This is a genomic window from Shewanella aquimarina (assembly GCF_023349185.1).
Lineage (GTDB): Bacteria > Pseudomonadota > Gammaproteobacteria > Enterobacterales > Shewanellaceae > Shewanella > Shewanella aquimarina.
In genome coordinates this window covers 238557-264339 of the sequence record NZ_JAKIKY010000002.1, presented here as the reverse complement: position 1 = coordinate 264339, position 25783 = coordinate 238557, and the positions used below count along the sequence as shown (strand labels likewise).

General features: G+C 56.5%; 26 protein-coding genes. 11 read left to right on the top strand and 15 right to left on the bottom strand.

Annotated features, from left to right (window positions below; all coding sequences use genetic code 11):
* Positions 1-38: 38 nt before the first annotated feature.
* The 3 genes from L2731_RS03320 to L2731_RS03310 all read right to left on the bottom strand — a co-directional run bounded on the left by L2731_RS03320 (position 39) and on the right by L2731_RS03310 (position 1530).
* Complete coding sequence (locus L2731_RS03320; RefSeq protein ID WP_249251986.1) at positions 39-440, bottom strand: VanZ family protein; 402 nt, start codon at positions 438-440, stop codon at positions 39-41.
* Positions 441-532: 92 nt separating this feature from the next.
* Complete coding sequence (locus L2731_RS03315) at positions 533-952, bottom strand: hypothetical protein (protein WP_249251827.1); 420 nt, start codon at positions 950-952, stop codon at positions 533-535.
* Between the two features lie 26 nt (positions 953-978).
* Positions 979-1530: a GNAT family N-acetyltransferase gene (locus tag L2731_RS03310; protein WP_249251826.1), complete on the bottom strand. Its 552-nt coding sequence runs from the start codon at positions 1528-1530 to the stop codon at positions 979-981.
* Positions 1531-1651: 121 nt separating this feature from the next.
* Between L2731_RS03310 and L2731_RS03305 the strand changes: the two genes are divergently transcribed.
* Both L2731_RS03305 and L2731_RS03300 read left to right on the top strand, forming a co-directional pair.
* Positions 1652-2617, top strand: coding sequence for a nucleotidyl cyclase domain-containing protein (locus L2731_RS03305; protein WP_249251825.1), 966 nt, complete (start codon positions 1652-1654; stop codon positions 2615-2617).
* A 210-nt stretch (positions 2618-2827) separates the two neighbouring features.
* The gene (locus L2731_RS03300; RefSeq protein WP_249251824.1) at positions 2828-3772 is read left to right on the top strand and encodes a GGDEF domain-containing protein; all 945 of its coding nucleotides are present in this window, start codon (positions 2828-2830) and stop codon (positions 3770-3772) included.
* Between the two features lie 7 nt (positions 3773-3779).
* Here the strand turns inward: L2731_RS03300 and L2731_RS03295 are convergent, their stop codons facing one another.
* On the bottom strand, positions 3780-4013 hold the full coding sequence (locus tag L2731_RS03295) for a hypothetical protein (protein ID WP_239852351.1): 234 nt from the start codon (positions 4011-4013) through the stop codon (positions 3780-3782).
* 163 nt (positions 4014-4176) lie between these two features.
* Here L2731_RS03295 and L2731_RS03290 point away from each other — a divergent pair, with 163 nt between their 5' ends.
* Positions 4177-4590, top strand: coding sequence for an META domain-containing protein (locus L2731_RS03290; RefSeq protein WP_249251823.1), 414 nt, complete (start codon positions 4177-4179; stop codon positions 4588-4590).
* A gap of 89 nt (positions 4591-4679) precedes the next feature.
* Here L2731_RS03290 and L2731_RS03285 read toward each other — a convergent pair whose 3' ends face one another.
* The gene (locus L2731_RS03285) at positions 4680-5978 is read right to left on the bottom strand and encodes a dicarboxylate/amino acid:cation symporter (protein WP_239853223.1); all 1299 of its coding nucleotides are present in this window, start codon (positions 5976-5978) and stop codon (positions 4680-4682) included.
* A 152-nt stretch (positions 5979-6130) separates the two neighbouring features.
* On the bottom strand, positions 6131-6436 hold the full coding sequence (locus tag L2731_RS03280) for a DUF4234 domain-containing protein (protein WP_052813598.1): 306 nt from the start codon (positions 6434-6436) through the stop codon (positions 6131-6133).
* A 151-nt stretch (positions 6437-6587) separates the two neighbouring features.
* On the opposite strand from L2731_RS03280, the gene L2731_RS03275 reads away from it, so the two are divergent.
* Positions 6588-7031, top strand: a complete 444-nt coding sequence (locus tag L2731_RS03275) for a GNAT family N-acetyltransferase (RefSeq protein ID WP_239885548.1) — start codon at positions 6588-6590, stop codon at positions 7029-7031.
* A gap of 97 nt (positions 7032-7128) precedes the next feature.
* Here the strand turns inward: L2731_RS03275 and L2731_RS03270 are convergent, their stop codons facing one another.
* Positions 7129-8496 (bottom strand): L-serine ammonia-lyase, encoded by a 1368-nt coding sequence (locus L2731_RS03270; protein WP_249251822.1) that lies wholly within the window; start codon positions 8494-8496, stop codon positions 7129-7131.
* A gap of 56 nt (positions 8497-8552) precedes the next feature.
* Positions 8553-9824: an aromatic amino acid transport family protein gene (locus L2731_RS03265; protein ID WP_249251821.1), complete on the bottom strand. Its 1272-nt coding sequence runs from the start codon at positions 9822-9824 to the stop codon at positions 8553-8555.
* Positions 9825-10266: 442 nt separating this feature from the next.
* Between L2731_RS03265 and yjjX the strand changes: the two genes are divergently transcribed.
* From yjjX to L2731_RS03235, 6 genes are all read left to right on the top strand, one after another.
* The gene (gene yjjX / locus L2731_RS03260) at positions 10267-10839 is read left to right on the top strand and encodes an inosine/xanthosine triphosphatase (RefSeq protein WP_249251820.1); all 573 of its coding nucleotides are present in this window, start codon (positions 10267-10269) and stop codon (positions 10837-10839) included.
* 169 nt (positions 10840-11008) lie between these two features.
* The gene (locus tag L2731_RS03255; RefSeq protein ID WP_239852357.1) at positions 11009-11977 is read left to right on the top strand and encodes a bifunctional helix-turn-helix transcriptional regulator/GNAT family N-acetyltransferase; all 969 of its coding nucleotides are present in this window, start codon (positions 11009-11011) and stop codon (positions 11975-11977) included.
* Between the two features lie 122 nt (positions 11978-12099).
* The gene (locus tag L2731_RS03250) at positions 12100-13140 is read left to right on the top strand and encodes an NADP(H)-dependent aldo-keto reductase (RefSeq protein ID WP_249251818.1); all 1041 of its coding nucleotides are present in this window, start codon (positions 12100-12102) and stop codon (positions 13138-13140) included.
* Positions 13141-13247: 107 nt separating this feature from the next.
* Entirely contained in the window at positions 13248-14459 is a 1212-nt protein-coding gene (locus L2731_RS03245; protein ID WP_249251817.1) for a cysteine desulfurase, read from the top strand.
* Positions 14460-14479: 20 nt separating this feature from the next.
* Positions 14480-14938, top strand: a complete 459-nt coding sequence (locus L2731_RS03240; protein ID WP_249251816.1) for a SufE family protein — start codon at positions 14480-14482, stop codon at positions 14936-14938.
* Positions 14939-15127: 189 nt separating this feature from the next.
* Positions 15128-15928 (top strand): phosphatase PAP2 family protein, encoded by an 801-nt coding sequence (locus L2731_RS03235; protein WP_249251815.1) that lies wholly within the window; start codon positions 15128-15130, stop codon positions 15926-15928.
* A gap of 1 nt (position 15929) precedes the next feature.
* Here the strand turns inward: L2731_RS03235 and L2731_RS03230 are convergent, their stop codons facing one another.
* The 4 genes from L2731_RS03230 to L2731_RS03215 all read right to left on the bottom strand — a co-directional run bounded on the left by L2731_RS03230 (position 15930) and on the right by L2731_RS03215 (position 20254).
* Entirely contained in the window at positions 15930-17258 is a 1329-nt protein-coding gene (locus L2731_RS03230) for a diguanylate cyclase domain-containing protein (protein WP_249251814.1), read from the bottom strand.
* A gap of 271 nt (positions 17259-17529) precedes the next feature.
* Positions 17530-18000: a DUF6691 family protein gene (locus L2731_RS03225; RefSeq protein ID WP_041508511.1), complete on the bottom strand. Its 471-nt coding sequence runs from the start codon at positions 17998-18000 to the stop codon at positions 17530-17532.
* A 9-nt stretch (positions 18001-18009) separates the two neighbouring features.
* Positions 18010-18444 (bottom strand): YeeE/YedE family protein, encoded by a 435-nt coding sequence (locus L2731_RS03220; protein WP_239852368.1) that lies wholly within the window; start codon positions 18442-18444, stop codon positions 18010-18012.
* A gap of 109 nt (positions 18445-18553) precedes the next feature.
* Positions 18554-20254 carry an FAD-dependent oxidoreductase gene (locus L2731_RS03215; protein WP_249251813.1) on the bottom strand — a complete coding sequence of 567 codons (1701 nt, stop codon included), beginning with the start codon at positions 20252-20254 and terminating at the stop codon, positions 18554-18556.
* A 248-nt stretch (positions 20255-20502) separates the two neighbouring features.
* Here L2731_RS03215 and pyrC point away from each other — a divergent pair, with 248 nt between their 5' ends.
* On the top strand, positions 20503-21531 hold the full coding sequence (gene pyrC, locus L2731_RS03210; protein ID WP_249251812.1) for a dihydroorotase: 1029 nt from the start codon (positions 20503-20505) through the stop codon (positions 21529-21531).
* An 83-nt stretch (positions 21532-21614) separates the two neighbouring features.
* On the opposite strand, the gene L2731_RS03205 is transcribed toward pyrC, so the two are convergent.
* The 3 genes from L2731_RS03205 to L2731_RS03195 all read right to left on the bottom strand — a co-directional run bounded on the left by L2731_RS03205 (position 21615) and on the right by L2731_RS03195 (position 25775).
* Positions 21615-22988: a sensor histidine kinase gene (locus L2731_RS03205; protein ID WP_249251811.1), complete on the bottom strand. Its 1374-nt coding sequence runs from the start codon at positions 22986-22988 to the stop codon at positions 21615-21617.
* Positions 22988-24457, bottom strand: a complete 1470-nt coding sequence (locus L2731_RS03200) for a sigma-54-dependent transcriptional regulator (RefSeq protein ID WP_249251810.1) — start codon at positions 24455-24457, stop codon at positions 22988-22990. Before L2731_RS03200 ends, L2731_RS03205 begins: the two co-directional genes overlap by 1 nt.
* A gap of 121 nt (positions 24458-24578) precedes the next feature.
* Positions 24579-25775 carry an ABC transporter permease gene (locus L2731_RS03195; protein ID WP_249251808.1) on the bottom strand — a complete coding sequence of 399 codons (1197 nt, stop codon included), beginning with the start codon at positions 25773-25775 and terminating at the stop codon, positions 24579-24581.
* Positions 25776-25783: the final 8 nt, after the last annotated feature.

Below are 25783 nucleotides of genomic sequence, written 5' to 3'. Positions count from 1 at the left end.
GGCTTTTTTGTATCTTTGTCAATGAAATAGCATTAGCTTTAACGAGTCGACTCATTGCTAGTAAAGAATCGCTTCTCAAGATAGAGACTCAGCAGGCTAAACAGCATGATACCCACCCCGTCGGCCAGTAGATCATAGCCATCGAAGGTACGACTGGGAAAATACTGCTGACTGCACTCCTCGATAATCACCACAATCGTGACCACCACGGCCCCTAGATAGGGCCGCACCTTGCCGAGGGACACACGCCTGAAACGACTGCCGACATTGGCAAACAAGGTCAGGGTGCCAAACAAGATCATATGTCCCAGCTTGTCACCGTAGGGAATCGAATGGGCCAGCTCAAACAAGGGGTTGCTGCGCCCGGCATCGGCGCTGACGATAAGCCACACCAGGAAACCACTGAATAATACGCCCAGCAGGGCAAAGGTTCTCACCATCACTAACGACTCATCCTTAACATTCTCACGCCGCTTGCCAGGCGCTCCTCTTGGCGGCTCGCGCTCATGCTTAACTCACCCGAACCAGCAGGCTAACAGTGGTCGAAGTGGGCATACTGCATACACATGAAGCTCAGCTGCTGGGCATTTAACAGTGGCACCTCGACCCTTCTAGCCGTCGCCAATCGCGCCTCGGACGGCCGCACCATGGGCCGAATCTCGGCGCTATAGGCGTTACTGAAACCACAATCAAACCAGTGCCCATCCCAATTCGCAACATAGATGGCACGCGGCTCATCGCTCAGCTCGAGACACTCGCAGCCAAACTCGGCCTGGGCCGCCAAGGCGGCTAACAACTTGAGGTTATCCAGGGCGCTGAGCGAGACGCCCTCATAGGAGGTCAGTAGCTCGGCAAGGCGCGGCGGAAAACCATTCTTCTTGCTATTTGTTACCTTGCTATCTGTCGTCTTGTTCTTAGAAGTCATCCTGCCCTTCATCTCTTTGCTTGTCATAAGGGTACTCGTTAGCCTCTCAAGGCCTATCTTGTCGATGCCGCCAGCAGATAGTAGCCGCGGCCGTCGAACTCGAAGAAGTCCAGCACCTGCATGCCCCCCTTCTGGGTATGGGCGGCGAAGGAGCGTTCGTTCTCTTCGGCGATGAAGGTAACCATGTAGGGATATTGAGGAGCTACCCGTGTCTTGAGCTCGGCCACCAACTCGGCAAACAGACCTCTGCCTCTCTGGGACGGCGCTATCCATATGGGACCATACTGACAGCTATTGCTGGCGCCGACCATGCCCTGGGGCATCTCGAAGCGGCTCGTCTCGAGCCGTTTCACCAGAGAGCGATACAGGGGCCAGTCACCAAAGAAAGACCAGTGACCAGCGATCACATAGCCGGCGATCTCCCCTCCACGTTCGGCCAGCAGCAACCAATGCTTCTGAATCAGCTCGGATAACTCCTGGCGACTAAAATGCTGGCCCGTCATCAAAGCGCCGCGTTGTCCTGGGGTCAACTCGGCCTGCCACTCCCTCGCCTCCAATTCGACGAGGGCATCGAGATCGGCACCTGTGGCCAAGCGGATAGTCATGACAGACTCTCTATACTCAATTGAAACAAGGATATCCCCTTAAATATTCGGGCTATTTGCAAAATAGCTCATCGACTACCACACTTAACAAACTTGAAACACCAATAGGTTAGAGCCGATCATGCTGCCGGAAAACATTCATACGGGTGTGAGTATACTTGAAAACGATAACGCGCAAATCAACTTAGTCAGGTGGATGCATCAATGTGAGCTGATGAAACGCTATTTCGAGGCCGATGTCGCCTTCGTCGCCCAGCAGACGGATCTTGGCTTTGAGATCATCGTCAGCTCCATCAACGACACCCGCAAATTTCTCTCCGGCACCCTGTATAACGAAAAATTCGAGCTCTTTACCCGCCTGTCCAACAGCCAGCCCGAAGGGATCAACCTGGATCTGAGCCGAGAATCCAATGCCGAGCTGCCTAAGGATCTCGCCACCGCCAGCAGCCTGTTATCCCGGCCGATTCTCTGGCCAGACGGCACAATTTTCGGTTGCCTCTGTGTGGTCAATCCTGGCAGCAGAGAAACCGCCAGCAATAACGCCTTCATGCTGGAACCCTTCCAAATATTGTTGCAGCAAGATCTGGCGCTACTTTGTCAGAGTCAGCGTATCGAGTCGCTGTCGATGCGCGACCGTGACACAGGCATGTTGAATCACTACGGCTTTATCATGATGGCGCCCAGACAGCTCAACCTGGGCAGACGCTTCGGTGCCCATGCAGGCATACTCTTCTTCGAGCTCTATCCCAATCCACCTATGATAGATGAGATAGAGGACAAACATATCCGGCTACTTGGCAACATCATCCAGGACACCATACGCACCGCCGACATCGCCGCACACTACAGCCACAGCCAGTTCGTGGTATTGGTCTTCGTCGATGCCGAGCGCGACCTTAGCCATATCAGCCGCAGGGTCGAAAAGCTGCTGGCCCAACAAAACGATCGCCTACAGCTGGACTCGGGGCACTCCTTCTTCGCTCCCGATTCCTCCGCCAAGTTGGCGCCTATGCTGGAACAGGCCAAGCAACAGCTCAAGTCCTATCATCGGAACGAGGATGCGGTGGAGACGGAGAGCAAGGGCTAATTTCGGCCGTTTCTGTTAGCAAACAGATACCTGCACAGTGGGGTAATAGAGAATAGAAAATAGATTTTGCTCGCAAAAATTGAAAATTTACATTCTCACAACATATGATTTTTGAGTATGATGTAAACACTTTGTGTCGTCAGTCTTTAGGCTGATCGACAGAGACTAGCGAGTTATGCAATTAAATAATAACAATAAGAGAGCACTACTATGCTGTTAGAATGCGCCGATACCAGCCTCTGGCTCAGGGAAGCCGATCATCCCGCCATTACTCTGCCACGTTGGCAGCAACAAGTTGATCTACTTAATGAATTTTATCAGGCTCAGGCCAGTGTGGTACTGCAATGTATCGACGGCGAATATCAGGTCGTCTGTAGTCGCCAGCGCACGGATCTCAATCTCTATGCCGGCACCCAGTTTTATGATGCCAGCCTGACCCACGCCCTGAGCAAGCATACCGCCTACGGCCTGCTGGATCTCACAGAGAGCCAAGATCCCGAGAGTCATCTGGCCCGCTTCGACAGCCTACTGGCCCTGCCCCTCTACTGGTCAGACGGTCAGGCCTTCGGGGTGATGCTGATCTGTGACAGCCAGCGCAGCAAACATTTTCAGCGACTCCTGCCGCTTATGGAAAACGCCAAGGCCCTGATCCAGGCGGAGCTCAAGCATCTGTTCCTGATGCAGCAGATCCAGATGATGTCGGTACAAGACGACCTTACCTGCATGCTCAACCCCTATGGTTTCAACCTGATGGCGCCGAGACAACTCAGCCTCAGCCGTCGTTTCGGTTCCCATGCGGGTATCGTCCTGTTGCAAGATAATACCCAGTACAAGGGACAACTCGAGCAGAGTCATGGACTCAGACAGCTGGCGCGGGTCATACACCATAATATGCGTGATGCCGATGTCTCGGCCCGGATCGAGGATGGCCTGTTTGCCATCTTGGCCTTCGTGGATAGTCAGGCCAATCTCGAATCCCTCACCAAGCGTCTGCTCAAGCAGATCGCCAAGGAAGAGATCAAGGCGGAGATCAGCATAGGCGTGAGCTTCTTCACCCCTACCACACATCTGGCCATAGAACCTATGGTCGAGGCGGCGAGACAGAATCTACATGCCAACCAAAAGCTGGCACAGCAGGGCGACGTAAAGGCTTAAGGCAAATTTAGCCTTGGTTATCTTGCTGTGTTTCCGCTTGAGTCTGATCCTGCGCCTTTGCCCATTGAATGAAGAGCACTATGGGGAAAGGCGACATCATCACCAGACCCAGACCTAGCAGGCTAGAGACCAGCAGTATCCCCTGCATCTGCTCTGCCCAAGAGGTCAGGCCATAGATCCCCAGGCCCACCATCACCATCGCGAGTCCCAGCCAGTGGGCCAGTTTTAATCCTGTCATCATCGCTTTATCTTTCCCATATCAGAAAATTTGCCGTCGGTGTCCGCCAGCCGACAGTAGAAACAGCTTAGCATGAACAAAATATCATGGAAAAACCCCGATTAAGGCTTTTTAATTAAGAGTAAGCTTGTCAAAATATCTGTCTCACAGAATTGGAAGTTTCCCCATGTTTAAGAAGTTTATTTTTATCGCCGGTACCTTGCTCGGCTTATCAGCCTGTCAAAGCACATCTCTCATGGGCGGCGAGGATCTGGATATTTTAGGTAGCTGGCACATAGAGGCCGCCCAGGGTAAGGCCGCCATCGATTACAGCCCGGCTCAGCTGGTGTTCGCCGAAGATGGCGCACTCAGCGGCAATAACAGCTGCAACCAATTTTTCGGTAAGTATCAACTGGACGGCCAAGCGCTGTCCCTCTCCCCAGCTGGTAGCACGATGAAAGCCTGTGTCGATGCCCTGATGCAGCAGGAGCATACCGTCATGCAGGCGATGTCTGAGGTGACCCAGGCCGAGCTGGCCAAGGGTAAGCTGCTGCTCAAAGACGCAGACGGTAAGACCCAATTGGTGCTCAGTAAGCAGTAATTGTCGAGATTAGCCCCACAAAAAAACCGCCTTTAAGGCGGTTTTTTTATAGCCTAGCGGCTTAGCTAGCCTAAATTAGCTAGCCTAAATTAGCTATCCAGCCGCTCTGCCAGTATCTGGCTCTGCTCGGCGTCGGCGTTATAGTGCTCCAGGTCAAGCTCATCTTCTGACTTGGCGATCACTGTGGTGGCCACCAGATCTCCCGACACGTTAACCACGGTGCGCGCCATATCCAGGATACGGTCGATACCCGCGATGATGGCCACCCCTTCCAGCGGCAGACCAACTGTCGTCAGTACCAGGGTCAACATCACCAGACCGGCACCAGGAACACCCGCGGTACCGATAGAGGCCAGGGTCGCGGTGAGAATAATGGTGATATAGTCGACCCAGGTGAGATCGATACCGAAGGCCTGGGCAACAAACAGGGCGGTAACCCCCTGATACAGGGCGGTGCCATCCATGTTGATGGTGGTGCCCAGGGGTAGGACGAAGCTGGAGATCTTCTTGTTGATCCCTAAAGACTCGCTGGCGCATTTCATGCTAGCAGGCAGAGTACCGGCACTACTCGAGGTGGTATAGGCCACCGCCAAGGCATTGCTGATCCCCTTGAAGAACTGCACCGGGTTAAGCTTGGCCACAAAGGTCAGCACCAGGCTGTAGAAGCCTATGATATGCAGGGCACAGCCGATATAAACCGCCAGGATCACCTTGATGAGCGGCATCAACATGTCCATGCCATATTCGCCTGCCACCCAGGCCATCAGGCCAAATACCCCGTAAGGCGCAAGCTTCATCACCATGTCGGTCAGCTTATACATGGCCTCGGCAAGGCTCTCGAACACCTTGATGGCGGGCTTACCGTGATCGCCAATCAACACCAGGGCGATACCCAAGGCCACGGCAAAGACGATCACCTGTAAAATCTGTCCACTGGCCAGCGCCGCGATGGGATTGGTGGGTACTATGTTAATCAGTGTCTCCATAATGGAGGGCACCTCTTTCACCGCGCTGTGACTCTCTGCCGAGGTCATCGCCAGCCCGGCGCCGGGCTGCATGAAGTGCCCCACGGCCAGGCCGAGTGTGATGGCGATAGAGGTGGTCCCCAGATAGAAGGCGAAGGATTTAAAGCCGATTCGGCCCATCTTGGCCGTGTCTTGCATCGAAGTCACGCCGACAATCAGGGAACAGAACACCAAGGGGACGATCAACATCTTGATGGTGTTGACAAAAAGCGTACCTATCGGCTTGAGCAGTACCGCCTGCTCACCCAGGCCTAAACCGGTACAAATACCCAGGAGCATACCGATAAGGATTTGTAGCCACAGGGGCACAGACATCCAGCCAGACCAGGCACGGCCCAGCCAAGAAGAGGTTTGTTGACGCATCATTAATAACCTTGAATCGCGAGAGTGGTTTGGTTCTGCCGCCCTTATTCCTTCAGAGCAAGTTGCAATGCTGCAAGCGGCAGACGCAAATGGGAACGGGATAATATCAGAGAAACCTGCAGTAAGCTGTGATTCATATCAAGCGCGGCCCATCAGGCCTCGAAGTAAACTGATTCCTGTTTGGCGTCGACCCTAAAGGTATGTAGGGCGGCAGGGGGCTGTTCGCGCTCGATAAGGTGGCTCCAGTAGGCGTCGTCGAAGCCATGAAACAGGCGCTCCGCCTTGCCCTGGGATTTTAAGATCAGGTGCCACCACACCAGTCCCCAGACGCCGAGGGTGGCCAGGGTCAGCAGGAAATGCAGCAGATGGTTCACCCTATCCAGCTCCTGACCACGAACCAAGCTATCACGCTGATTTTGATTAATTTTACTAGACTCTCTCTGCTCAGAATCACTCATCTTCTCACCCCATAGACACTTCGCAGCCCCATCTTCAAAGCATAGCAGAGTTAGACTTTAGTCTAAGAGCCAATCGAAAAAATTCTGCCCCGGTTTGGCTTTGCTTGGCAGAGAAGCATGCTAGAGTATGGCCAAATTTAAGGAGGCGATAATGCAAATAAGAAAAGGCCAACAATCAGATCTCGGCGCACTGGTACAGTTTAACCAGGCCATGGCCAACGAAACCGAGGGGCTCAGCCTAGATCAACAGACCCTCACCAAGGGCGTACAGACACTACTCGAAAACCCTGCCCGCGGCTTCTATCTGGTGGCAGAAGAGGCTGGCGAGATCTTGGGCTCACTCATGGTCACCTTCGAGTGGAGCGACTGGCGCGCCAAAGACTATTACTGGATCCAGAGCGTCTATATCCGCCCAGAGAATCGTCGTCAGGGGATCTACGCCAAGCTGTATCAGGCGGTGAAGCAGATTGCCGAGGAGGCAGGCGGCGCCGCCAGCTTCAGACTCTATGTCGAGCAAGAGAATCACAAGGCGCAAAAGACCTATGAGGCCCTCGGCATGAAGCAGAGCTACTACCTGATGTATGAAGAAAAGTAGCGGCTAAAGCAAACACCTCACTCAATAAAAAAACGCCCCTGAGGGCGTTTTTTATGGCTCATTTACAGAGCTGATGCGCAAGGCTTATACACAAGCCTTATGCACATATGCTGGTGACTTTGATCGCCAGGCCGCCCTGGCTGGTCTCGCGGTATTTCACATGCATATCCTTGCCGGTCTCATACATGGTGGCGATCACCTTATCCAGGCTGACTCTGGGCTCGCTGTTGCGGCGTAGTGCCATGCGCGCCGAGTTAATCGCCTTCACCGAGGCGATAGCATTGCGCTCGATGCAAGGCACCTGCACCTGACCGGCAACGGGATCGCAGGTCAGCCCCAGGTTGTGCTCCATGCCGATCTCGGCGGCGATACAGACCTGGGCCGGATTACCGCCCATCAGCTCCGCCAAGCCGGCGGCCGCCATAGAGCAGGCAACCCCCACCTCTCCCTGACAGCCCACCTCGGCGCCAGAGATAGAGGCGTTACGCTTATACAGGCCACCGATCGCCGCGGCGGCGAGAAAGTAGCGGCTGTATTCCTTGGGGCCGACGGGCTGAATAAACTTGTCGAAATAAGCCAGCACGGCCGGGATGATCCCCGCCGCGCCATTGGTGGGCGAGGTCACCACACGGCCCCCGGCGGCATTTTCTTCACTCACCGCCAGGGCAAACATGTTGATCCAGTCGACGATCATCATAGGATCCGCCGACAGGCGCTCACCCGTGGCCAGCTGGCGATACAAGGCCGGCGCCCTGCGCGGTACCCTTAACGGGCCGGCCAAGACTCCTTCGGTGTGACAACCGCGCTCGATCGCCTCCTTCATGGTGTGCCACACCGCCTCGAACCCCTCGGCGATATGGGCCTCGCTATGTAGCGAGCGCTCATTGTCCATCATGATGGCACTGATGCTCATGCCCGTCTCCTGGCACAAATCCAGCAGCTCGGTGGCATTGGCGAAGGGATATGGCAAGACCACTTCGTTGGCCGCCGTCATCCCAAAATGCTCCTCGTCGACGATGAAACCGCCGCCGATAGAGTAATAGGTCTTCTTGTAGACGCACTGGGAGCCGATATAGGCGCTCAGGGTCATGCCATTTTCATGCAGCGCCAGGGCTTCGCGATGAAACACCACGGCCTCGGGCGGAAAGTCGACCCCGTGGGCCTCGCTGCCCAGCGGCAGACAGGAGGTCAAGGCCACCTGGCGAATAAACTCGGGCGTCAGGTCGATATCCACCGACTCAGGACTGTTACCCGCCAGCCCCATGATGATGGCGCTATCCGTGTGGTGGCCCTTGCCGGTGAGCGACAGGGAGCCATAGATATCCACCTTGACGCTGGTGATACTCAGTAGTTCTCCACGCTGACGCAGGTCGTCAACAAATCCTTTGGCAGCCTTCATCGGCCCTACAGTGTGCGAGCTGGAGGGACCCACACCTATCTTAAAAATATCAAATGCGCTAACCATAAATACTTCCACAGAGATTCGCCCGACGGTCTATCGCCGGGCGCGACATGAGTCGATTAAGAGAGCATGCCGAAGAGGATGGCCGTCATCGCCAGCAAGCCAGCCAGGATCACGAAGATGTTGCTAATGCGACCACGGTAAGCCTTCAGTGCAGGCACCTTATAGACGGCATACATAGGCATGAGGTAGAGGATGGCTGCAATAATAGGGCCGCCCAGGGCCTCGATCATCCCCAGGATGCTCGGGTTGATCACGGCAACGCCCCAAATGGTCAGGAACATGAAGCCGAGAATAAACTTGTCGATCTTGGCGTCCGACACTTCCTTGTTGCTGCTGCGCAGCTGCTTGGTGATGATCCCCCTCAGGCCCTCGGTGGCACCCAGATAGTGACCGAAGAAAGAGGAAACGATGGCGATCACCGCGATGATGGGGCCGAAGTAGCTCACGAAGCCACTGGCATGCACGTTAGCCAGATAAGAGAGGATCGGTAGATTCTGCGCCTTGGCCTCCGCCAGCTGCGCCGGACTGAGTGACAACACGCAAGAGAAGACGAACAGCATCACGAAGCCCACCAACATCATGCTGGTGTTACGCAGGATCACATCGGCCTTCTTGGCGGCATGGCTGCCGTGTTGCTTCTTCAGCGATACCGAGAACTGCGAGATGGCCGGCGAATGGTTGAAGGCAAACACAAGTACAGGAATGGTCAGCCAAACGGTACCTAAGAACTCACCGGCGGCAGGCACTTCCATCAGGGCGTCTATCTTCCAGCTTGGGATCAGGTAGAGCGACATGAAGGCCAGAATCCCCACCAGCGGATACACCAGCAGTTGAGTCACCTTGAGCATGAACTTTTCACCAGACACCATCACAGACATCATGCCCAGCACTAAGATACCGGCCAGCAGGAAGCGTGGCGGCGAGGCCATTCCCAGCTGGTTAACGATGAAACTGTCTACCGTGTTGGTGATCCCCACGCCATAGATGAGCACTATGGGGTAGATGGCGAAGAAGTAGAGTAAGGTGATCGCCTTACCGGCGCCGACACCGAAATACTCCTCGACCACATGGGTGATGTCGCTGCCCTGACGCAGGGAAGAGCAGACGAAACGGGACAGGCCCCTGTGAGCCAGATAGGTCATTGGGCCTATGATGGCGGCCATCAACACCAGTGGCCAGAAGCCTCCCATGCCCGCATTGATGGGCAGAAACAGGATCCCGGCGCCCACTGCGGTGCCGAAAAGACTCAACATCCAGGTTGTATCGCTGCGAGTCCAACCTTGGCGCTGCGTGAGATTAACATCAGAGATTGTCGCTTCGTTTTGCATAAAATAACCTTATCGATGCTCTAGCATCTGAGTGGTCCGACGCCCCGCCATAAGGTGCTTTTCGCCCGGCGAGCACGACTAAAATTCGGGCACAGCATATAGCAGCCGGGTCGCCAGAAATTGATCTGACACCCTTTTTTGTAATGAATTTTCAGAATGAATCGGCTTTGTGAGCCAAATCGAAATTATTACGTTATAAATTTTCATAACGGCAATCTCGCGCTAACCAAAGCGAACCTGAACATCACATCCACGTTACCCTTTTTCACATCTGTTAAACTAAGGTCATCTCGGCCCAGCCCAGCGCCAGCGGCTTTCATCGCCACGGGCTGGCATAAACGGGTTAAGAAATTCGCCGCGCCCCCAGCCTCCGCCGCCATGCATCCCGAGGCGCTTTATGGCAAAATGGCGCCCTGTCGATTCATTCACTTTTGGAATACCCATGCCCAGCGCTCTCAGCCAACAAGCTATCCTTCGCATCACGGTCGGCTCGACCAATCCCGTCAAGATAGGCGCCGCCCGCAATGCCCTCTCTCTGCTGTTTCCCGAAGCCGAGATCCTCTGCCTGGGCATACACGCTCCCTCGGGGGTTGCCGCCCAGCCGATGACAGATACTGAGACCCGCGAGGGCGCCATCAACCGCGCCCGCTACTGCGAGCAACAAGGTACGAAGGATGAGGCATTGGCGGCCGATCTTTATGTTGCCATGGAGGGCGGGGTAGACCTGTTCGATCACGGCGCGGCCACCTACGCCTACATGGCCATCATCCATAGGGGACAACTCAGCATAGGTCGCAGCGCCCAGCTTCCCCTGCCCGCCCGGGTGTACGACGCCCTGGTGGCCGGTGAAGAGCTTGGCGATGTGATGGACAGGCTGTTCAACACGGTCAACATCAAACAGAAGGGGGGCGCTATCGGTCTCTTTACCCAGGGCAAGGCCAGCCGTGAGAGCGTCTATACCCAGGCGATAGTGTTGGCGATGGCGCCGCTATTAAACCCGGCGATCTTCGCCTGATCAGCCGTCGGGGGTCGCCACAAGTCTTAATCCAGGTAAGGAGAAACGAGGCAGGTTAGGCCAGGCCGAACCTGTCCAGATGATTACATTAGCAAAAGCTTGCATTTCTCTTTTTAGGGATCTAAGTTAGATGTATATCGCAACTATATAGCTCACACGGATCTTAACCATGTCACCATCTTGCCCTTCGATACACGAAGAAGCCTGTCTCTCTCAGGCTGTCGAACTGCCCCAGACCTGCTCTTCATTGCGCAGCCTGTCGAGGCAATTGGTGAGGCAACTGGGCATGCTCAACTCCGCCTGTGGCGATCAGCCACTGTCGCCGGTGCAGGCCCACGCCTTGATCGAACTCGGCGCTCAGGAGCTGTCGATAAAGCAGCTGGCCCTGGCCCTGAATATCGACAAGTCCAATGCCAGCCGCGCCGTGAGCCAACTCTGCGACAAGGGCTTTGCCAAGAGTCGCAACAACCCCAGAGACAGCCGCAGCTCGCTGTGTCAGCTCACTCCCCAGGGCAAGCGTCAGCTCAGCCGCCTGAACGAACAACAGAACAAGATGTACCAGGAGATCCTGGCTCAGCTGTCACCTGAGCAGATAACCCAGTTGGAAACCAGCCTGGGCCAATACACCCGCGCCATCGATCTGGCCAACGCCCAGCAGTGCTATGAGATCCGCAGCCTCACCCGGGAAGACAACCCCCATATCGCCAGGGTGATCCGCAATGTCTCCGCCGAGTATGGCCTGACGCCAGACAAGGGCTACAGCGTCGCCGACCCTACCCTGGATGATCTCTACAGCGTCTACCAGGACGATAAGGCCCACTACTGGGTGGTCGACTACAAGGGCTTAGTGCTGGGCGGCGTCGGTATCGCGCCGCTACCGGGGCACGATGATGTCTGCGAACTGCAGAAGATGTACTTCGACCCCAAGCTCAGGGGTAAGGGCTTTGCCAAACGCATGGCACTACAGGCATTCGAGTTTGCCCGCGCTCAGGGCTTTAGCCAATGCTATCTGGAGACCACCGCCTGCCTGAGCGAGGCGATCAATCTCTATGAGAAGCTCGGCTTCGAGCACCTCTCAGCCCCCCTTGGCAACACGGGCCACGATGCCTGTGAAATCCCCATGCTGCTTAAACTTTAGCCGCAGAAATTACAAACAAATCATCAAGATAATTTTTGAGTTAGGGAGAGATAAATTAGCTAGTGTTTCAGATTAAAGCTTGCTAGCCTCAGAGGTAATCCTCGCGCATTCTGGAGATTTGAATGGACTACACAAGACTCCCCCATTCCAGCTTAGACGTCAGTAAAATTTGCCTGGGCACCATGACCTGGGATGAACAAAATACTCAGGCCGAGGCCTTCGAGCAGCTCGATTACGCCATCGGACAGGGCATCAACTTTATCGATACCGCCGAGATGTACCCCGTACCACCTAAGGCCGAGACCCAGGGCGAGACAGAGCGCATCCTGGGCAACTACCTCAAGGCCAGGGGCAAGCGTGACGATCTCATTATCGCCACTAAGGTCGCGGCCCCTGGTGGCAAGAGCGACTATATCCGTCAGAACATGGCGCTGGACTGGCGCAACATCCATCAGGCGGTTAACGACTCCCTGGAGCGATTACAGATAGAGACCATAGATCTCTATCAACTGCACTGGCCGGATCGCAACACCAACTTCTTCGGCGAGCTCTTCTACCAAGAGCAAGATGACGAAAAGCTCACCCCCATAGTGGAGACGCTCGAAGCCCTGGCGGATCTGATCAAGGCGGGTAAGATCCGCTACATAGGTGTCTCCAACGAGACCCCATGGGGATTGATGAAGTATCTGCAGCTGGCGGAGAAGCACGGCCTGCCGCGCATCATCAGCGTGCAGAATCCCTACAACCTGCTTAACCGCAGCTTCGAGGTGGGCATGGCCGAAATCGCTCACAGGGAAGAACTGCCACTGCTGGCCTACTCGCCACTGGCATTTGGCGCCCTGAGCGGCAAATACCTAGACGGTCAATGGCCAGAGGGTGCCAGACTCACCCTGTTCAAGCGCTTCGCCCGCTACACAGGTTCGCAGATGGCCCTGGATGCCACCCAGGCCTATGTGGAGCTGGCGCGGGAGTTCAACCTGAGCCCGGCGCAGATGGCATTGGCCTTCGTCAACGGCCGCCGTTTCGTGGGCAGCAACATCATAGGGGCGACTAACCTCTACCAGCTGAAAGAGAATATCGACAGCGCGGCCGTCAGCCTGAGTGACGAGCTGCTGGGCAGAATCGACGAACTGGCAGACATCTATCGTATCCCCTGCCCCTAAAACCAGGCTAGTGATGCCCTAAAAGGCTAATTGAACTTGCATTAGGCGCTGAGATCTCCCAAGATCTGAGCGCCTTTTTTGTTTGAACCACCCAACGGACCCAATCGATGGAATTTAGCCAGCTGCGCAGTCAGTTTCCCGCCCTCACCCAGTCACTCGGCGACTATCCGCTGGTGTATCTGGACACGGCCGCGACCAGTCAGAAGCCCCAGGGGGTGATCGACGCGATGAGTCGCTACTATCAGGCGGACAATGCCAACGTGCACCGTGCAGCCCATCAGCTGTCTGCCCGCGCCACCAGCCAATATGAGGCGGTGCGCGACAAGGTGAAGGCTTTCATTAATGCAGACCGCCGGGAAGAGATCATCTTTACCCATGGCACCACAGAGGGGATCAACCTGGTGGCCCTGGGGCTGGCCAGCCAGCTAAAGGCTGGGGATCTGATTCTGTTAGACAGCGCGGCCCACCATGCCAATATCGTCCCCTGGCAGATGCTGGCTAAACAAACCGGCGCCGAGATAGTGCCCATCCCGCTCACGGACGAGGCGCGCCTCGACCAAGACGCCTACCGACAGCTGCTCGCCCGTAAGCCGAGTGTCGTCGCCCTGTGCCATGTCTCCAACGTGCTGGGCACGGTCAATCCCGTTAAGGAGATGATCGCTCAGGCCAAGGCGGTCGGCGCACTCACACTCATCGACGGTGCCCAGGCGATCGCCCATCTCGAGGTGGATATGCAGGCCCTGGATTGCGACTTCTACCTCTTCTCCGGCCACAAGATGTATGGTCCGACGGGTATAGGCATCTTATATGGCCGCTATGAAGCGCTCGACAAGCTAGATCCCCTGCTCACCGGCGGCGAGATGATCAAGCAGGTGAGCTTCGAAGGCACCACATTTAATATCCTGCCCAATCGCCTCGAGGCAGGCACCCCGCCCATTGCCGAGGTGATAGGCCTTGGCGCCGCCATCGATTTCATCCAGTCGCTGCCGCGCGAGGCCGTCAGGGCGCACGAACAGGCTCTGCTCAAACGCCTTCAGGCCAAACTCAAACAACTTGGGGGCATCAGCCTCTATGGCGCCCACGACGACAATGTCGGCGCCGTGGCCTTTAACCTTAGCGGCGAGCATCATCAGGATGTGGGGATTTTGTTGGATCAGCAGGGAATTGCCGTGCGCTGTGGCCATCACTGTGCCATGCCACTGATGCAAACCCTGGGCCTTGCTGGCTGCTGCCGCGCCTCCCTCGGCGTGTATAGCACGGATGAAGATATCGATCGCTTCATCCAGGCGCTAAAATCGGTAAAAGAGCTGCTGCTTTAAATGTATGAGACAATGTCCAAATGAATGATAACAAGCTAAGCCCATCCACAGAGGCCTTTACCGGCCTGACACTGGATCCCCAGGAGATACTGCCAAGCTTCACCCAGGCCGCTAACTGGCAGGAGCGCTACCGCGCCCTCATGCTATTGGGTAAACGTCTGCCGCCACTGGCTGAGGCGTTAAGACAGGAGTCGGCTCAGGTCAGAGGCTGTGAGAGCAACGCCTGGCTCTATCACAGAGAGATAGACGGCAGACACTACTACCTGGCCGACAGCGATGCCCGCATCGTCAAGGGGCTGATCGCCCTGCTGCTCACCGCGGTGCAGGGGCAGGATAAGAAAACTATAGCCGCCTTAGATCTACACGAGTACTTCGACCGACTGGGGCTGAGCGGTCAGCTGAGCCCATCGCGCACCAACGGTGTATTGGCACTGGCCGAGGCGATCAAGGCCGCCGCCGTGGAATCGAGCAAGCGCTAACTCCTCGGCTGTACCCCAAATTGGCCCCCTAAAAACCGGCTCCCACAGAATCAGCTTCCCAAAAAATACCGGCTGCGCCCAAGCGGCCGGGCGATCCACATAATATTCACGCCTCCCTCCCTAGACTGTTTCCCTAACCGCTATTTTTATCTTTGCACCTGAGCTTAGGTGCCGATGGGACACTTTGCTATGTCGATTGCCAAACCGGTGACAGAGTCGATGACAGAGTTGATGACTGAGTCGATTAGCCTGCCAGTAGACACGCCAACCTCACCCGCCTTCTGGCGTCATCACCTCATGCTACCCGCCATCTGCTTCTTACTGGCGGTCAGCCTCATCGAGCTATTCCACCTGGATATCGCCCTGGGGCAATGGCTGTTTCGACTCGAAGGTGGCGTCGACGGCTGGCCGCTACGCAATGCCTGGCTAACCGAGAAGCTAATCCATGTCGGCGGGCGCAACCTAGTGATCTTGCTGGGGGTGATAGTGCTTAGCCTGCTGGGGCTAAGCTACAGGAAACCGGCCCTGAAGGCCTATCGCAGGGGCCTGGCCTTCCTCTTCATGAGCGTGCTGAGTAGCGTGCTCTTGGTAAGACTCGGCAAGTCCTTGGTGCACCTGGACTGCCCCTGGCACCTGAAAATCTTCGGCGGTAGCGCCGATTATTTCTCGCTATTCTCGGGTCAGTTTGATGCCGACTCGCCGGGTCAATGCTTTCCCGCCGGTCACTCCAGCGGCGGCTACGCCTGGGTGGCACTCTATTTCTTCGCCCTGGCCTATGGCCCAAGGTTTCGTTGGATTGGCTTAGGCTTTGGTCTGCTACTGGGGCTCACCTTCGGCATCGCCCAACAGCTCAGGGGGGCTCACTTCATCTCCCACGATGTGTGGACGCTCACCATCTCCTGGTTCTCGGCGCTCACCTGGTATTACGCCCTCTTCCTGCGTCGTCGGCAGGCGTTATCGGCCAGCCCGGCGCTGCAGACGGCCAGCTAGCTCAAAGGACCAGACGATGGCCGAGATCGGCTCTATGATCCGGCCCCAGATGATATTGGTTGTCACCTCGTCCCTTGGCGATATACATGGCCTGATCGGCCACATGCAGCAGCGCATCCATATGGCCGGCATGATCCGGATAGATGGCAAAGCCGATGCTGGCCTGTATGCCCCTACCGGTCTGGCTCACCGGCTCGCCGAAGCGTTCAAACAACGCCTTGGCCAGGCGCGCCGCCACCTCCTCCAGCTCAGCGTCAGTCGGCCACTGGGGCAGTAGCATCACAAACTCATCGCCGCCGATACGAGCCACCAGATCCTTTGGCCCCTGAAGGCTCTGCAACCTGGTCGCCGCCGTCATCAGCACCCTGTCTCCCACCTGATGCCCCTGGGTATCGTTGATCGCCTTAAACTGATTGAGATCGATGAAGATCAGTCCCAGGCGACCATCTCGCGCCGCCGCCTCGCCAATCGCCTCACTCAGGCGCACCTCAAGCTGCAGCCGGTTGGGCAGCCCGGTTAAAGGGTCCTGGTGGGCCATCTGCTCCAGCTTATGATGCAAGGCCTTCTCCTGGGTGATATCACGCACCACACCCACCATCTTCACCACTTGCCCCTCGCTATCCTTCACCAGGTTTCCCGTCTCGCGCATCCAGTGCACAGAGCCGTCGGGCCAGACGATGCGATACTCCTCGTCATGATTTTCCCCCGTGGCGATGCAGCGCGCCTCACCCGCCTTGACCTTGTCGCGATCCTCGGGATGCACACGTGAATAGAAGAACTCATAGCTGGGCGTCACCTCGCCCAGCTTATAGCCGAAGATGCCGTAGATGGCATCGGACCAATAGAGGGTGTCTGTACCTACCTGCCAGTCCCAGGTGCCTATCTTGGCGAAATACTGGCTGTGGTGATAGCGGGCGATATCCTGGCGAATGTCCTGTTCCAGGTCGTGATGACGCACCAACAGGAGCAGCCCCTTGGGCTCACGAGCCAGGCGGGTAAAGCTTAAGATCTCTTGGCCCAGATTCATGCTGGTGCCAAGCTGACGGTCGGCAAACAATTGCAACTGCTCACCGCTGGAATCCTTGAGCCAGAGGCTGAGCGCTTGGCCCTTGATATCGCTGCCCTCGCCCTTCATCAAGGTGGCGGCAAGAGGGTTATGGGCCAAGATCCTGGCACTGTCATCGATAAGAATGAGTCCATCGTCGACTGAGCTTGCCAAGGCGGCAAAGTCGACAGCACGGCGGCGCAGAAGATTAAGGGTCGCCAAAGCCGCTAAGGCGATAACCAGAAGAAGGATGAGGGCTAACAGTGGCTGCGGTATCTCTGACATAGCACCGACCAGACTCAGACCGGCGCCAACAGCCGCAGGGCTAACGCCACTAATACCGCTAACGCCACGAAGAATGGGAACGAGTACGAGAAAGAGAAAGAGAAAGAGAAAGAGAAAGAGAAAGAGAACGCAAACCTATCCCTAAACAGCAAGCAGTGCATAGCAGGCTCCAGCAGACTAGATGGCCAACCTTGGCCTTATCAATTATCTACCTATAAGCTAAGCATCAAAGCGTGAGGCTGCCAAGCACTTTTATATAAAAATAAGCCGCTTAGATCTGGATTGGGCCAGACTCCCTACGTGCGATCGTTCTCTTAATCAGCCTACCCAGGTAGACCCCCAGCACCATGGCGGCCATGAACGCCAGCGCCATGGGATCTAGGCTAGCCAGGTTGACCACTGCGGGGCCAGGGCAGATGCCTAACATGCCCCAGCCGAGGCCAAACAAGGCGGCTCCCAGCACTAGCTGCCCATCGATACGGGTGTTGCCAGGCAGATGGTATTGACTGTCCAGCACCGGGCCTTGCTTACGCGCGGCTCTGGGTTTGACCCACAAGAGATAGACGGGCAGATAGATGCTCAAGGCGCTGCCCATCACCAGCATCAGGCTCGGATCCCACTCACCACTGACCACACGGCTGATATCTAAGAAGCCAAGCACCTTGGCGGGATCGGCAAGCCCAGAGAGCAGCAGACCGGCACCAAACAGCAATCCGGACAATAACGCCATTAAATTACGCATAGTCCCCTCCTAACTCAGCAGCACGGCGGCGATGACGCCCACCAGCATAAAGAGTAACGATGCCGCGATGGATCGCGGCGACAGGCGTCCCATGCCACAGATGCAATGACCACTGGTACAGCCATTCCCCAGAGAACTGCCCAGACCCACCAGCAGCCCCGCCAACAAGAGGGTCGGCAAGGCAATTCCCCTGGCACTAATCACCACAGGTTCGATAGCCAGCCACGCCTCCAAGGGGGTGGCCAGCAGCAGACCGCTCAGCACCAGTCCGGCAAGAAAATAGACCTGCCAGCCTATGGCCGAGCCCGCTGATTCACTGCGCCACAAGGCGCCGGATATGATGCCACTGACACCCGCGATACGGCCATTGACGACCATGAGAAGGCTTGCCGCCAAGCCAATTAACAGACCACCGCACAGGGCGATAGCGAATGATGAAAACATCGAGTACCTCTTTCATCTGTCGCAGAAGGAAGGGACGGGGCAAGGTGCCCCGGCCTGAGAACTTTAAAGGCTGAAACTTACACGCGGGCAAATTTTCGCCCTAGCAAATTTACATCCGGGCAAACATATAGGTGCGATAGCCGCCGATCAGGTTACGTGCCCGGTAGCCGTTGTTGACCAGCTGACGATAGGCCACGTTGCCCCTTAGCCCCACCTGACAGAAGATGATGATCTCCTTATCTTTAGGCAGCTCATGCATGCGATCACGCAGCTCATCCACCGGAATATTGACCGCGCCCTCCAGGCCACCATTTTTCAGCTCGCCCGGGTTACGCACATCCAGCAGTAGCTGATCCTGGCTGAGATCACCTATCTGATCGAAGTGGATCGGGGTGGCATCGCCCTTGATGATGTTGCTGGCCACGAAGGCCGCCTGGTTGATCACATCCTTGGCGCTGCCGTATGGGGGGGCGTAGCTAAGCTCCAGGTGCTGCAGCTGCTCGACCGTCATGCCAGCGCGCTGGGCCACCGCCATCACGTCGATCCGCTTGTCGATGCCATCCTTACCCACCGCCTGGGCACCTAAGATAGTGCCCTTGACTGGATCGAACAGCAGCTTGAAGGAGACCACCTCGGCGCCGGGATAGTAGCTGGCATGGCTGGCGGTGTGTACATACACCTTCTCATAGTCGATGTCCGCCTGCTTGAGCTGCTTCTCGTTCTTACCCGTGGCGGCAACAGCCAGATCGAATACCTTGCAGATCGCCGTGCCCTGGGTGCCCTGATAGTGTTCCTGTCGACCAAACATGTTGTCGGCCGCCATGCGCCCCTGACGATTCGCCGGACCGGCAAGTGGCACCAGACAGGCCTGACCGGTCACGAAGTCTTGCTCTTCGACGGCGTCACCCACGGCGTAGATGGCGGGATCGCTGGTCTGCATCATGGCGTTCACCTTGATGCCACCGAGCTCGCCGATGGCCAGACCTGCGTCGCGGGCTAGCTGAGTCTCGGGGCGCACGCCGATGGCCATGATCAAAAGATCTGTCTCCAGCAGCTCGCCGTTGCTCAGGGTCAGACTCAGGTGTCCCTTGATGTGTTGATGGCTCGTCTCTTCACCGGCGGCCTCGCTGGCAAGATGGGTCTGCGGTTGATACTCAACGGCCGACAGTGCCGTACCCAGGCGCAGGTCTACGCCCTGCTCACGAATCGCCTGATGGGCAAAGCCCGCCATCTCACGATCCACAGGCGTCATCACCTGACCGGCAAGCTCAAGCAAAGTGGTCTTGATCCCCAGATGATGCAGTGACTCCATCATCTCCAGGCCGATAAAGCCGCCGCCAACCACTGTGGCATGCTCGACATTGTTCATCTGGATCGTCTGCAGGATGCTATCCATGTCGGGAATGTTACGCAGGGAGTGGGTGAGCGGATTATCCACACCTGGGATCGGCGGCACGATTGGCGCCGCGCCAGGGCTGAGCAGCAGGGTGTCATAACTTTCCCGATATTCGCTGCCATCACTCAAGCGTCTGACGGTCACCAACTTGGCGGCGCGATCTATGGCGACCACCTCATGCTTAACCCGCACCTCGACATTGAATCTGGCCTTGAAGCTCTCTGGCGTCTGCAGTACCAGGGCGCTGCGCTGAGCTATCTCGCCACTGATATGATAGGGCAGGCCACAGTTGGCAAAGGAGACATACTCGCCGCGCTCAAACATAATGATTTCAGCAGTTTCGCTGAGTCTACGCGCCCTTGCCGCCGCCGATGCGCCGCCCGCGACGCCACCAATGATCAGTATCTTCTTCATCTCAATGCTTCTCCTACTGCACTAAACAGACCTTGGCCGTGAGTGTATTACATTCACCATTACATGCAAATTCCTTTTATTAGAAAAATCTAAGCGAATAGTGAAAACAGTGATCTCGGTGGCATAGTGAGCATAGGAAGATTAAATCTTGACCACCTTTGCTTGGGGGATAAAACCAAGATAGCCCTTTACAGGTCTTGGCCAGCCACATAAGATCCAGCCAGTCCACGCAAAAGAAAGAGTCCTCGATGACCAAATTAACCATTACCCGACCCGATGACTGGCATGTTCACCTGCGCGATGGTGACGTGCTGACCGATACCGTAAGAGACACAGGCCGCTATATGGGCCGTGCCATCATCATGCCTAACCTGGTGCCACCGGCCACCAATGTCGACTCGGCATTGGCCTACTATGAGCGCATCAAGACGGTCTGCACCACCAACTTCGAGCCACTGATGGTGCTCTATCTGACCGACAACACCACACCCGATGACATCCGCGCCGCCAAGGCTTCGGGCAAGGTAGTTGCCGCCAAGCTCTATCCTGCGGGTGCCACCACCAACTCTGACTCGGGTGTAACCGATGTGAAGAACATCTACCCTGTGCTGGAGGCGATGCAGGAAGTGGGCATGCTCTTCCTGGTACACGGCGAAGTCACGGATTCGAGCATCGACATCTTCGATCGTGAAGCCACCTTCATCGAAAATACCCTCAAGCAGGTGGTCGCAGACTTCCCGTCGCTAAAGATAGTGCTGGAACATATCACCACCAAGGACGCGGTGGAGTTCGTCATGAATGCGCCGGACAATGTGGCCGCTACCATCACGGCCCATCACCTGCTGTATAACCGTAACCATATGCTGGCCGGTGGTATTCGTCCTCACTTCTACTGTCTGCCTATTCTCAAGCGCAACACCCACCAGCAGGCCCTGCTGGCGGCTGCGGCCAGTGGCAGCAAGAAGTTCTTCCTGGGTACAGATTCGGCGCCACACGCCAAGGATCGCAAAGAGGCCGCCTGTGGCTGCGCCGGTTCTTACACGGCCCACGCCGCCATCGAGCTCTACGCCGAGGCGTTCGAGTCGGTGGGCGCCCTAGATAAGCTGGAAGCCTTCGCCAGCTTCAACGGTCCAGACTTCTACGGATTGCCGCGCAACACAGACACCATCACACTAGTGAAACGCAGCTGGGAGGTGCCCGCCACCTATCCGCTGGGTGACACGGGCGTAGTGCCGATCCGCGCCGGCGAAACCATTGAGTGGCAGGTAGAAGACTAACCCGCTCTAGATAAAAAGAAAAACACCGCCAATTGGCGGTGTTTTTTTATTGCTTAACGATTTTTGATGTCGGGAAAAAAGTTTCAGGCGCTTGCCTGCTCCAGCGGCTGGGCGGCATCATCAGGCAGCCAGATACGCACCGTCAGTCCCTTGGGTTCGCGGTTATGCAGGCTGATACGGCCATCGTGGGCCTCGATGATCTCCCTACACAAGGGCAGGCCAAGGCCGGTACCCGATTGCTTGGTGGAATAGAATGGCAATAGCGCCTGGGTCAGCACCTCGGGGGACATGCCGCTGCCGCCATCACAGATCTCGATAGTCACGCCGTCGCTGCCATCACTCAGGCGTTGGGCCCTGACACTCAGGCTGATCGCCTCTGTTGGCGATCCCGACTCGTGGGCATTCTTGAGCAGGTTCAGCAGCACCTGCTCCAGCTGAATCAGGTCGAAATAGCCACAGCCCTGGGGCAGCTCCCCCACTAAGCTGAAGCTGAAATGTTCCGCCAACTGGGCAACCAGCTTATGCCAATCCACCTCGCTCTTCTTGGGCAGGGGCAGCTTGGCGAAGCGGGCATAGTTGAAGATAAACTGGCTCAAATGACTGGTCCTGTCCTCTATGGTATCGAAGATCAACTTGAGCTTAGGATCATCCAGCGGCTCGGTGAGCTTGCGACCCGAGTTGACCATGGAGGCTATGGGCGCCACCGAGTTGTTGAGCTCGTGGCTGATGATGCGAATCACCTTCTTCCACACCGCCACCTCCTGACGGTTCAGCTCACGGGTCATCTGTTTGAGCAGGATCAGGTGATGATACTGGCCGTTGAGCAGGAAGCGGCCACGGGAGAGATGCCAGGTCTCATCTTCGCCGCCCTCCTCCACACTTGCCAGGGTAAACAGGCCGCCCTTGGGATTGTTGACCGCGCCGGCCAGCTCCTCGCTGACACCATCGAGCAGCTCATCTAGCATGCTGCCCTCTATCCTTGCCCCCTTGGCAAACAGGTGACGGGCGGCGTCGTTGGCGTAGATGATGCGCTGGCGATCATCGAGCAGCACCATGACGTTAGGCGAGCTCTGGATCACCTTATCCAGCAGCAACTCACGCTGATAGATATACTGACGCTCGCGGCGTAGCACGGCCGCCGACTCATTAAACAGGCTGGCCAGCGCCTTGAGCTGGCTGTCCCCCGTCACAGGAATGTTCACGCTGAAATCATTGTCCTTGATGTTGAGTAACCCCACCTCCAACGCCTTAAGACTGGTGGACAGTCCTCGGGTGAGGCAGCGGCTGAGCAGCCAGGCAAAGCCGCCGGACAGCAGCAGGCAGGCGACTATCAGCTCGGGCGCCACAGCCTGATACAGCTCGGGCGCCAGCCAATTGAGCAGCAGGATAAACAGGCCGATCGCCAGTTGGCTGGCAATCACATTGCCCCAGATGAGTTTAGTGCGCAGCGCAGGCATTATTTCTCTATCCCAAATTTTTCCATGCGGCGATAGAGCGCCTGGCGACTCAGCCCTAGAGACTTGGCCACCCGGGCGATCACCCCGTTATGCTCCGCCAGGGCCAGTTCGATATCGGCTCCGGTGGGCTCGTAGGCCTGAGGCCTGTTAGCTTCAGGCTGGGACTCGGCGGGAGTCGAGACTTGCGCCCCCCCGCCCTGCTGCAGAGGCTGTTGCTGAGCCGATTGCTGAGCTGGAATCTGCTGCGCAATGACCGAACTCGGCGTGGACTCAGGGGCGGTGGCTGACGCGCCACTCACAGGCTTTAAGCCAAAGTCGGCCATGGTCAGCGTCGGGCTGGCGGCCAGGATCACCGCCCGCTTACAGGCATTCTCCAGCTCACGCACATTGCCGGGCCAGGGATAGCTCACCAGCGCCTGCTGGGTCGGCTTACTCAGGCTAAAGTCCTGACCGATGAAGTGATTCACCAGGGGCAGGATATCGTCCTGGCGTTGATTGAGGGGCGGCAAGGCCAGCTCGATCACATTGAGACGGTAGAAGAGATCCTCACGGAAACGACCGCTGGCGATATCCTCGGCCAGATCCGCGTTGGTGGCGCTGATCACCCGCACCTTAACCTTACGGGTCTGATGGCTGCCCAGACGCTCGAACTCGCCGGTCTGCAACACCCGCAGCAGCTTCACCTGACCCGATAGCGGCAGGTTGCCTATCTCGTCGAGAAACAGGGTGCCACCGTCGGCCGCCTCGAAGCGACCGATACGTGCCTTGTTGGCCCCGGTGAAGGCACCGGCCTCGGCGCCAAACAGTTCGGCCTCCAGCAGCTCCATCGGCAGTGCACCGATATTCACCTTGATGAAGGGCTTATGTTTGAGGGGCGAGTTGGCGTGCAGTATGTCTGCCAGCTTGTCCTTACCGGCACCGTTTGGCCCCGTGATCAACACAGAGACATCGGACTTAGCGATCTGCAGCGCCAGATCGATACAGCGCTGCATGGCGCCGCTGCCGAAGACGATGCCGCAGAGGTCGGCATCTTTGATCGCCGACATCCGCTGGTGCTCGGAGCGGGCCAGCTGAGAATTTTGCCGCGACAGGGAGTGCAGTGAGATCAGGTTATTGACACTGTTGAGCAGCTTATCATCGTCCCAGGGCTTGCCCATGTAATCGGCGACGCCCTCTTTGACCAGCTCTACCGCCAGTTCCAGTTGCGTCCAGGCGGTCAGGAGTATGATTGGCAATTGCGGCTGACTGGCGCGGATATCGTAGAACAGGCGCTTGCCCTCCTCGCCCGAGGTGGTGTCCTGGGTGAAGTTCATGTCCTGGATCACCAGGGCGATCTCCTGCTCCGCCACCAGGCGCAGCGCGTCTTCAGGAGAGAAACAAGTTAGGGTCTTAAATCCATTGAGTTCGAGCATCAAAGACAATGCACTGCATACAGCCTGATTGTCGTCGACGATGAGAATCGTATCCATATATTCTTATTTTCACATAAAAACAACAAACTAACCGAAAGCGCCGCCGATGAAAAGGGCAAACGCTTTCGGCGTCTCCTGTTTAGCGTCCAGGGTTAGCGCCGTGAGTTAAAGACCAGGCTTAGACGCTGCGGGTTGCCATGGCCGGCGAGATGTTGGCCGCCTTGCGCGCCGGCAATACCACGGCAATGGTGGTCACCAGCATCATACCCACTACCGTCACGACCGGATAGAAGAGGTTGAGCTGTGGCAGGTCATAGTATTTCATCAGCTGTTGTCCAAGCAGTACCGCCAGACAGGCGCCTAACACCCCTCCCGAGATACAGATGAGGTAATTCTCCACCAGGAAGAGGCTGAGGATATCCCCCTTGGTAGCGCCTAACGCGCGGCGGGTACCTATCTGCTTGGTGCGACGCTGGATGTTGAACATCACCATACCTGTCAGCCCCAGACTCGTGATCAACAGCAGCAAGACCACCATCATGGAGAGCACGGTTATCATCAGCTCATGATCCCGGTAGGAGCGCTTCTTCACTTCGGCGACAGACTGGAAGTCATCGATCACCCGATTAGGATTCTCCTTCATCAGCGCCTTGACGATGGCATCCTGCAGCGCCTCATGTTGGCTGGCCGCGGCGCGCACCATGTAGGTATATCCCGCAAAATCGACATTATGGATCACACTGTATTCCAAATCGTCGCTGTCGACCCAGGCACCCTGGAACTTCTCCACCACGCCGATCACCTCGAGCTGCTCGTCATCGATATAGAGTAGCTTGCCAATGGCCGACTCGTCCGGCCACACCGTCTCAGCCAATGCCTTGGAGATGATCATCAATTTACCGGGATCGTTGACGCTCTTATTGATCTCATCGGCGTAGAAGTTACGTCCCTCGATGAGCTTGAGCCCCAGCGTCTTGATGGTGTGTTCGGTGCCCAGATACATGGCATATTGAGGTGTAGACTTAGCCGTCTCAGGATCTGGCCCCATATTCAGGGTACTCGACCAGCCACTGCCGCTCAGGGGCAACATGTTAGTGGAGGTGGCCGCCTGCACGTTAGGCAAAGCGCGAAGGATCTGCTGATCTATCTTGTTCTGCTGATCGATATCTATGCTGGGGTCGAAGTTAAACACACTAAAGGTCAACACCTCCTCTTCATTAATCCCAGAGTCACGCTGCATCATCCCGAGACGTTCATGAATAATGAAACTGGCGTTGGCAACTATGGCCACCGACAAAACTATCTGCACCAGCAGCAATACCGGGCCACTCTTACTGCGGAGCAAGCTGCTAAAAATTGGTTTAATATTAAGCATTTTCAATC

Coding starts and splice junctions, on each gene's coding strand:
- L2731_RS03265 (WP_249251821.1), bottom strand. CDS start 9,824: ATGCAAAACGAAGCGACAATCTCTGATGTTAATCTCACGCAGCGCCAA.
- L2731_RS03300 (WP_249251824.1), top strand. CDS start 2,828: ATGCTGTTAGAATGCGCCGATACCAGCCTCTGGCTCAGGGAAGCCGAT.
- L2731_RS03285 (WP_239853223.1), bottom strand. CDS start 5,978: ATGCGTCAACAAACCTCTTCTTGGCTGGGCCGTGCCTGGTCTGGCTGG.
- L2731_RS03245 (WP_249251817.1), top strand. CDS start 13,248: ATGGAATTTAGCCAGCTGCGCAGTCAGTTTCCCGCCCTCACCCAGTCA.
- L2731_RS03315 (WP_249251827.1), bottom strand. CDS start 952: ATGACAAGCAAAGAGATGAAGGGCAGGATGACTTCTAAGAACAAGACG.
- L2731_RS03235 (WP_249251815.1), top strand. CDS start 15,128: ATGTCGATTGCCAAACCGGTGACAGAGTCGATGACAGAGTTGATGACT.
- yjjX (WP_249251820.1), top strand. CDS start 10,267: ATGCCCAGCGCTCTCAGCCAACAAGCTATCCTTCGCATCACGGTCGGC.
- L2731_RS03270 (WP_249251822.1), bottom strand. CDS start 8,496: ATGGTTAGCGCATTTGATATTTTTAAGATAGGTGTGGGTCCCTCCAGC.
- pyrC (WP_249251812.1), top strand. CDS start 20,503: ATGACCAAATTAACCATTACCCGACCCGATGACTGGCATGTTCACCTG.
- L2731_RS03290 (WP_249251823.1), top strand. CDS start 4,177: ATGTTTAAGAAGTTTATTTTTATCGCCGGTACCTTGCTCGGCTTATCA.
- L2731_RS03305 (WP_249251825.1), top strand. CDS start 1,652: ATGCTGCCGGAAAACATTCATACGGGTGTGAGTATACTTGAAAACGAT.
- L2731_RS03215 (WP_249251813.1), bottom strand. CDS start 20,254: ATGAAGAAGATACTGATCATTGGTGGCGTCGCGGGCGGCGCATCGGCG.
- L2731_RS03230 (WP_249251814.1), bottom strand. CDS start 17,258: ATGTCAGAGATACCGCAGCCACTGTTAGCCCTCATCCTTCTTCTGGTT.
- L2731_RS03295 (WP_239852351.1), bottom strand. CDS start 4,013: ATGATGACAGGATTAAAACTGGCCCACTGGCTGGGACTCGCGATGGTG.
- L2731_RS03280 (WP_052813598.1), bottom strand. CDS start 6,436: ATGAGTGATTCTGAGCAGAGAGAGTCTAGTAAAATTAATCAAAATCAG.
- L2731_RS03275 (WP_239885548.1), top strand. CDS start 6,588: ATGCAAATAAGAAAAGGCCAACAATCAGATCTCGGCGCACTGGTACAG.
- L2731_RS03240 (WP_249251816.1), top strand. CDS start 14,480: ATGAATGATAACAAGCTAAGCCCATCCACAGAGGCCTTTACCGGCCTG.
- L2731_RS03255 (WP_239852357.1), top strand. CDS start 11,009: ATGTCACCATCTTGCCCTTCGATACACGAAGAAGCCTGTCTCTCTCAG.
- L2731_RS03310 (WP_249251826.1), bottom strand. CDS start 1,530: ATGACTATCCGCTTGGCCACAGGTGCCGATCTCGATGCCCTCGTCGAA.
- L2731_RS03320 (WP_249251986.1), bottom strand. CDS start 440: ATGGTGAGAACCTTTGCCCTGCTGGGCGTATTATTCAGTGGTTTCCTG.
- L2731_RS03220 (WP_239852368.1), bottom strand. CDS start 18,444: ATGTTTTCATCATTCGCTATCGCCCTGTGCGGTGGTCTGTTAATTGGC.
- L2731_RS03205 (WP_249251811.1), bottom strand. CDS start 22,988: ATGCCTGCGCTGCGCACTAAACTCATCTGGGGCAATGTGATTGCCAGC.
- L2731_RS03200 (WP_249251810.1), bottom strand. CDS start 24,457: ATGGATACGATTCTCATCGTCGACGACAATCAGGCTGTATGCAGTGCA.
- L2731_RS03225 (WP_041508511.1), bottom strand. CDS start 18,000: ATGCGTAATTTAATGGCGTTATTGTCCGGATTGCTGTTTGGTGCCGGT.
- L2731_RS03250 (WP_249251818.1), top strand. CDS start 12,100: ATGGACTACACAAGACTCCCCCATTCCAGCTTAGACGTCAGTAAAATT.
- L2731_RS03195 (WP_249251808.1), bottom strand. CDS start 25,775: ATGCTTAATATTAAACCAATTTTTAGCAGCTTGCTCCGCAGTAAGAGT.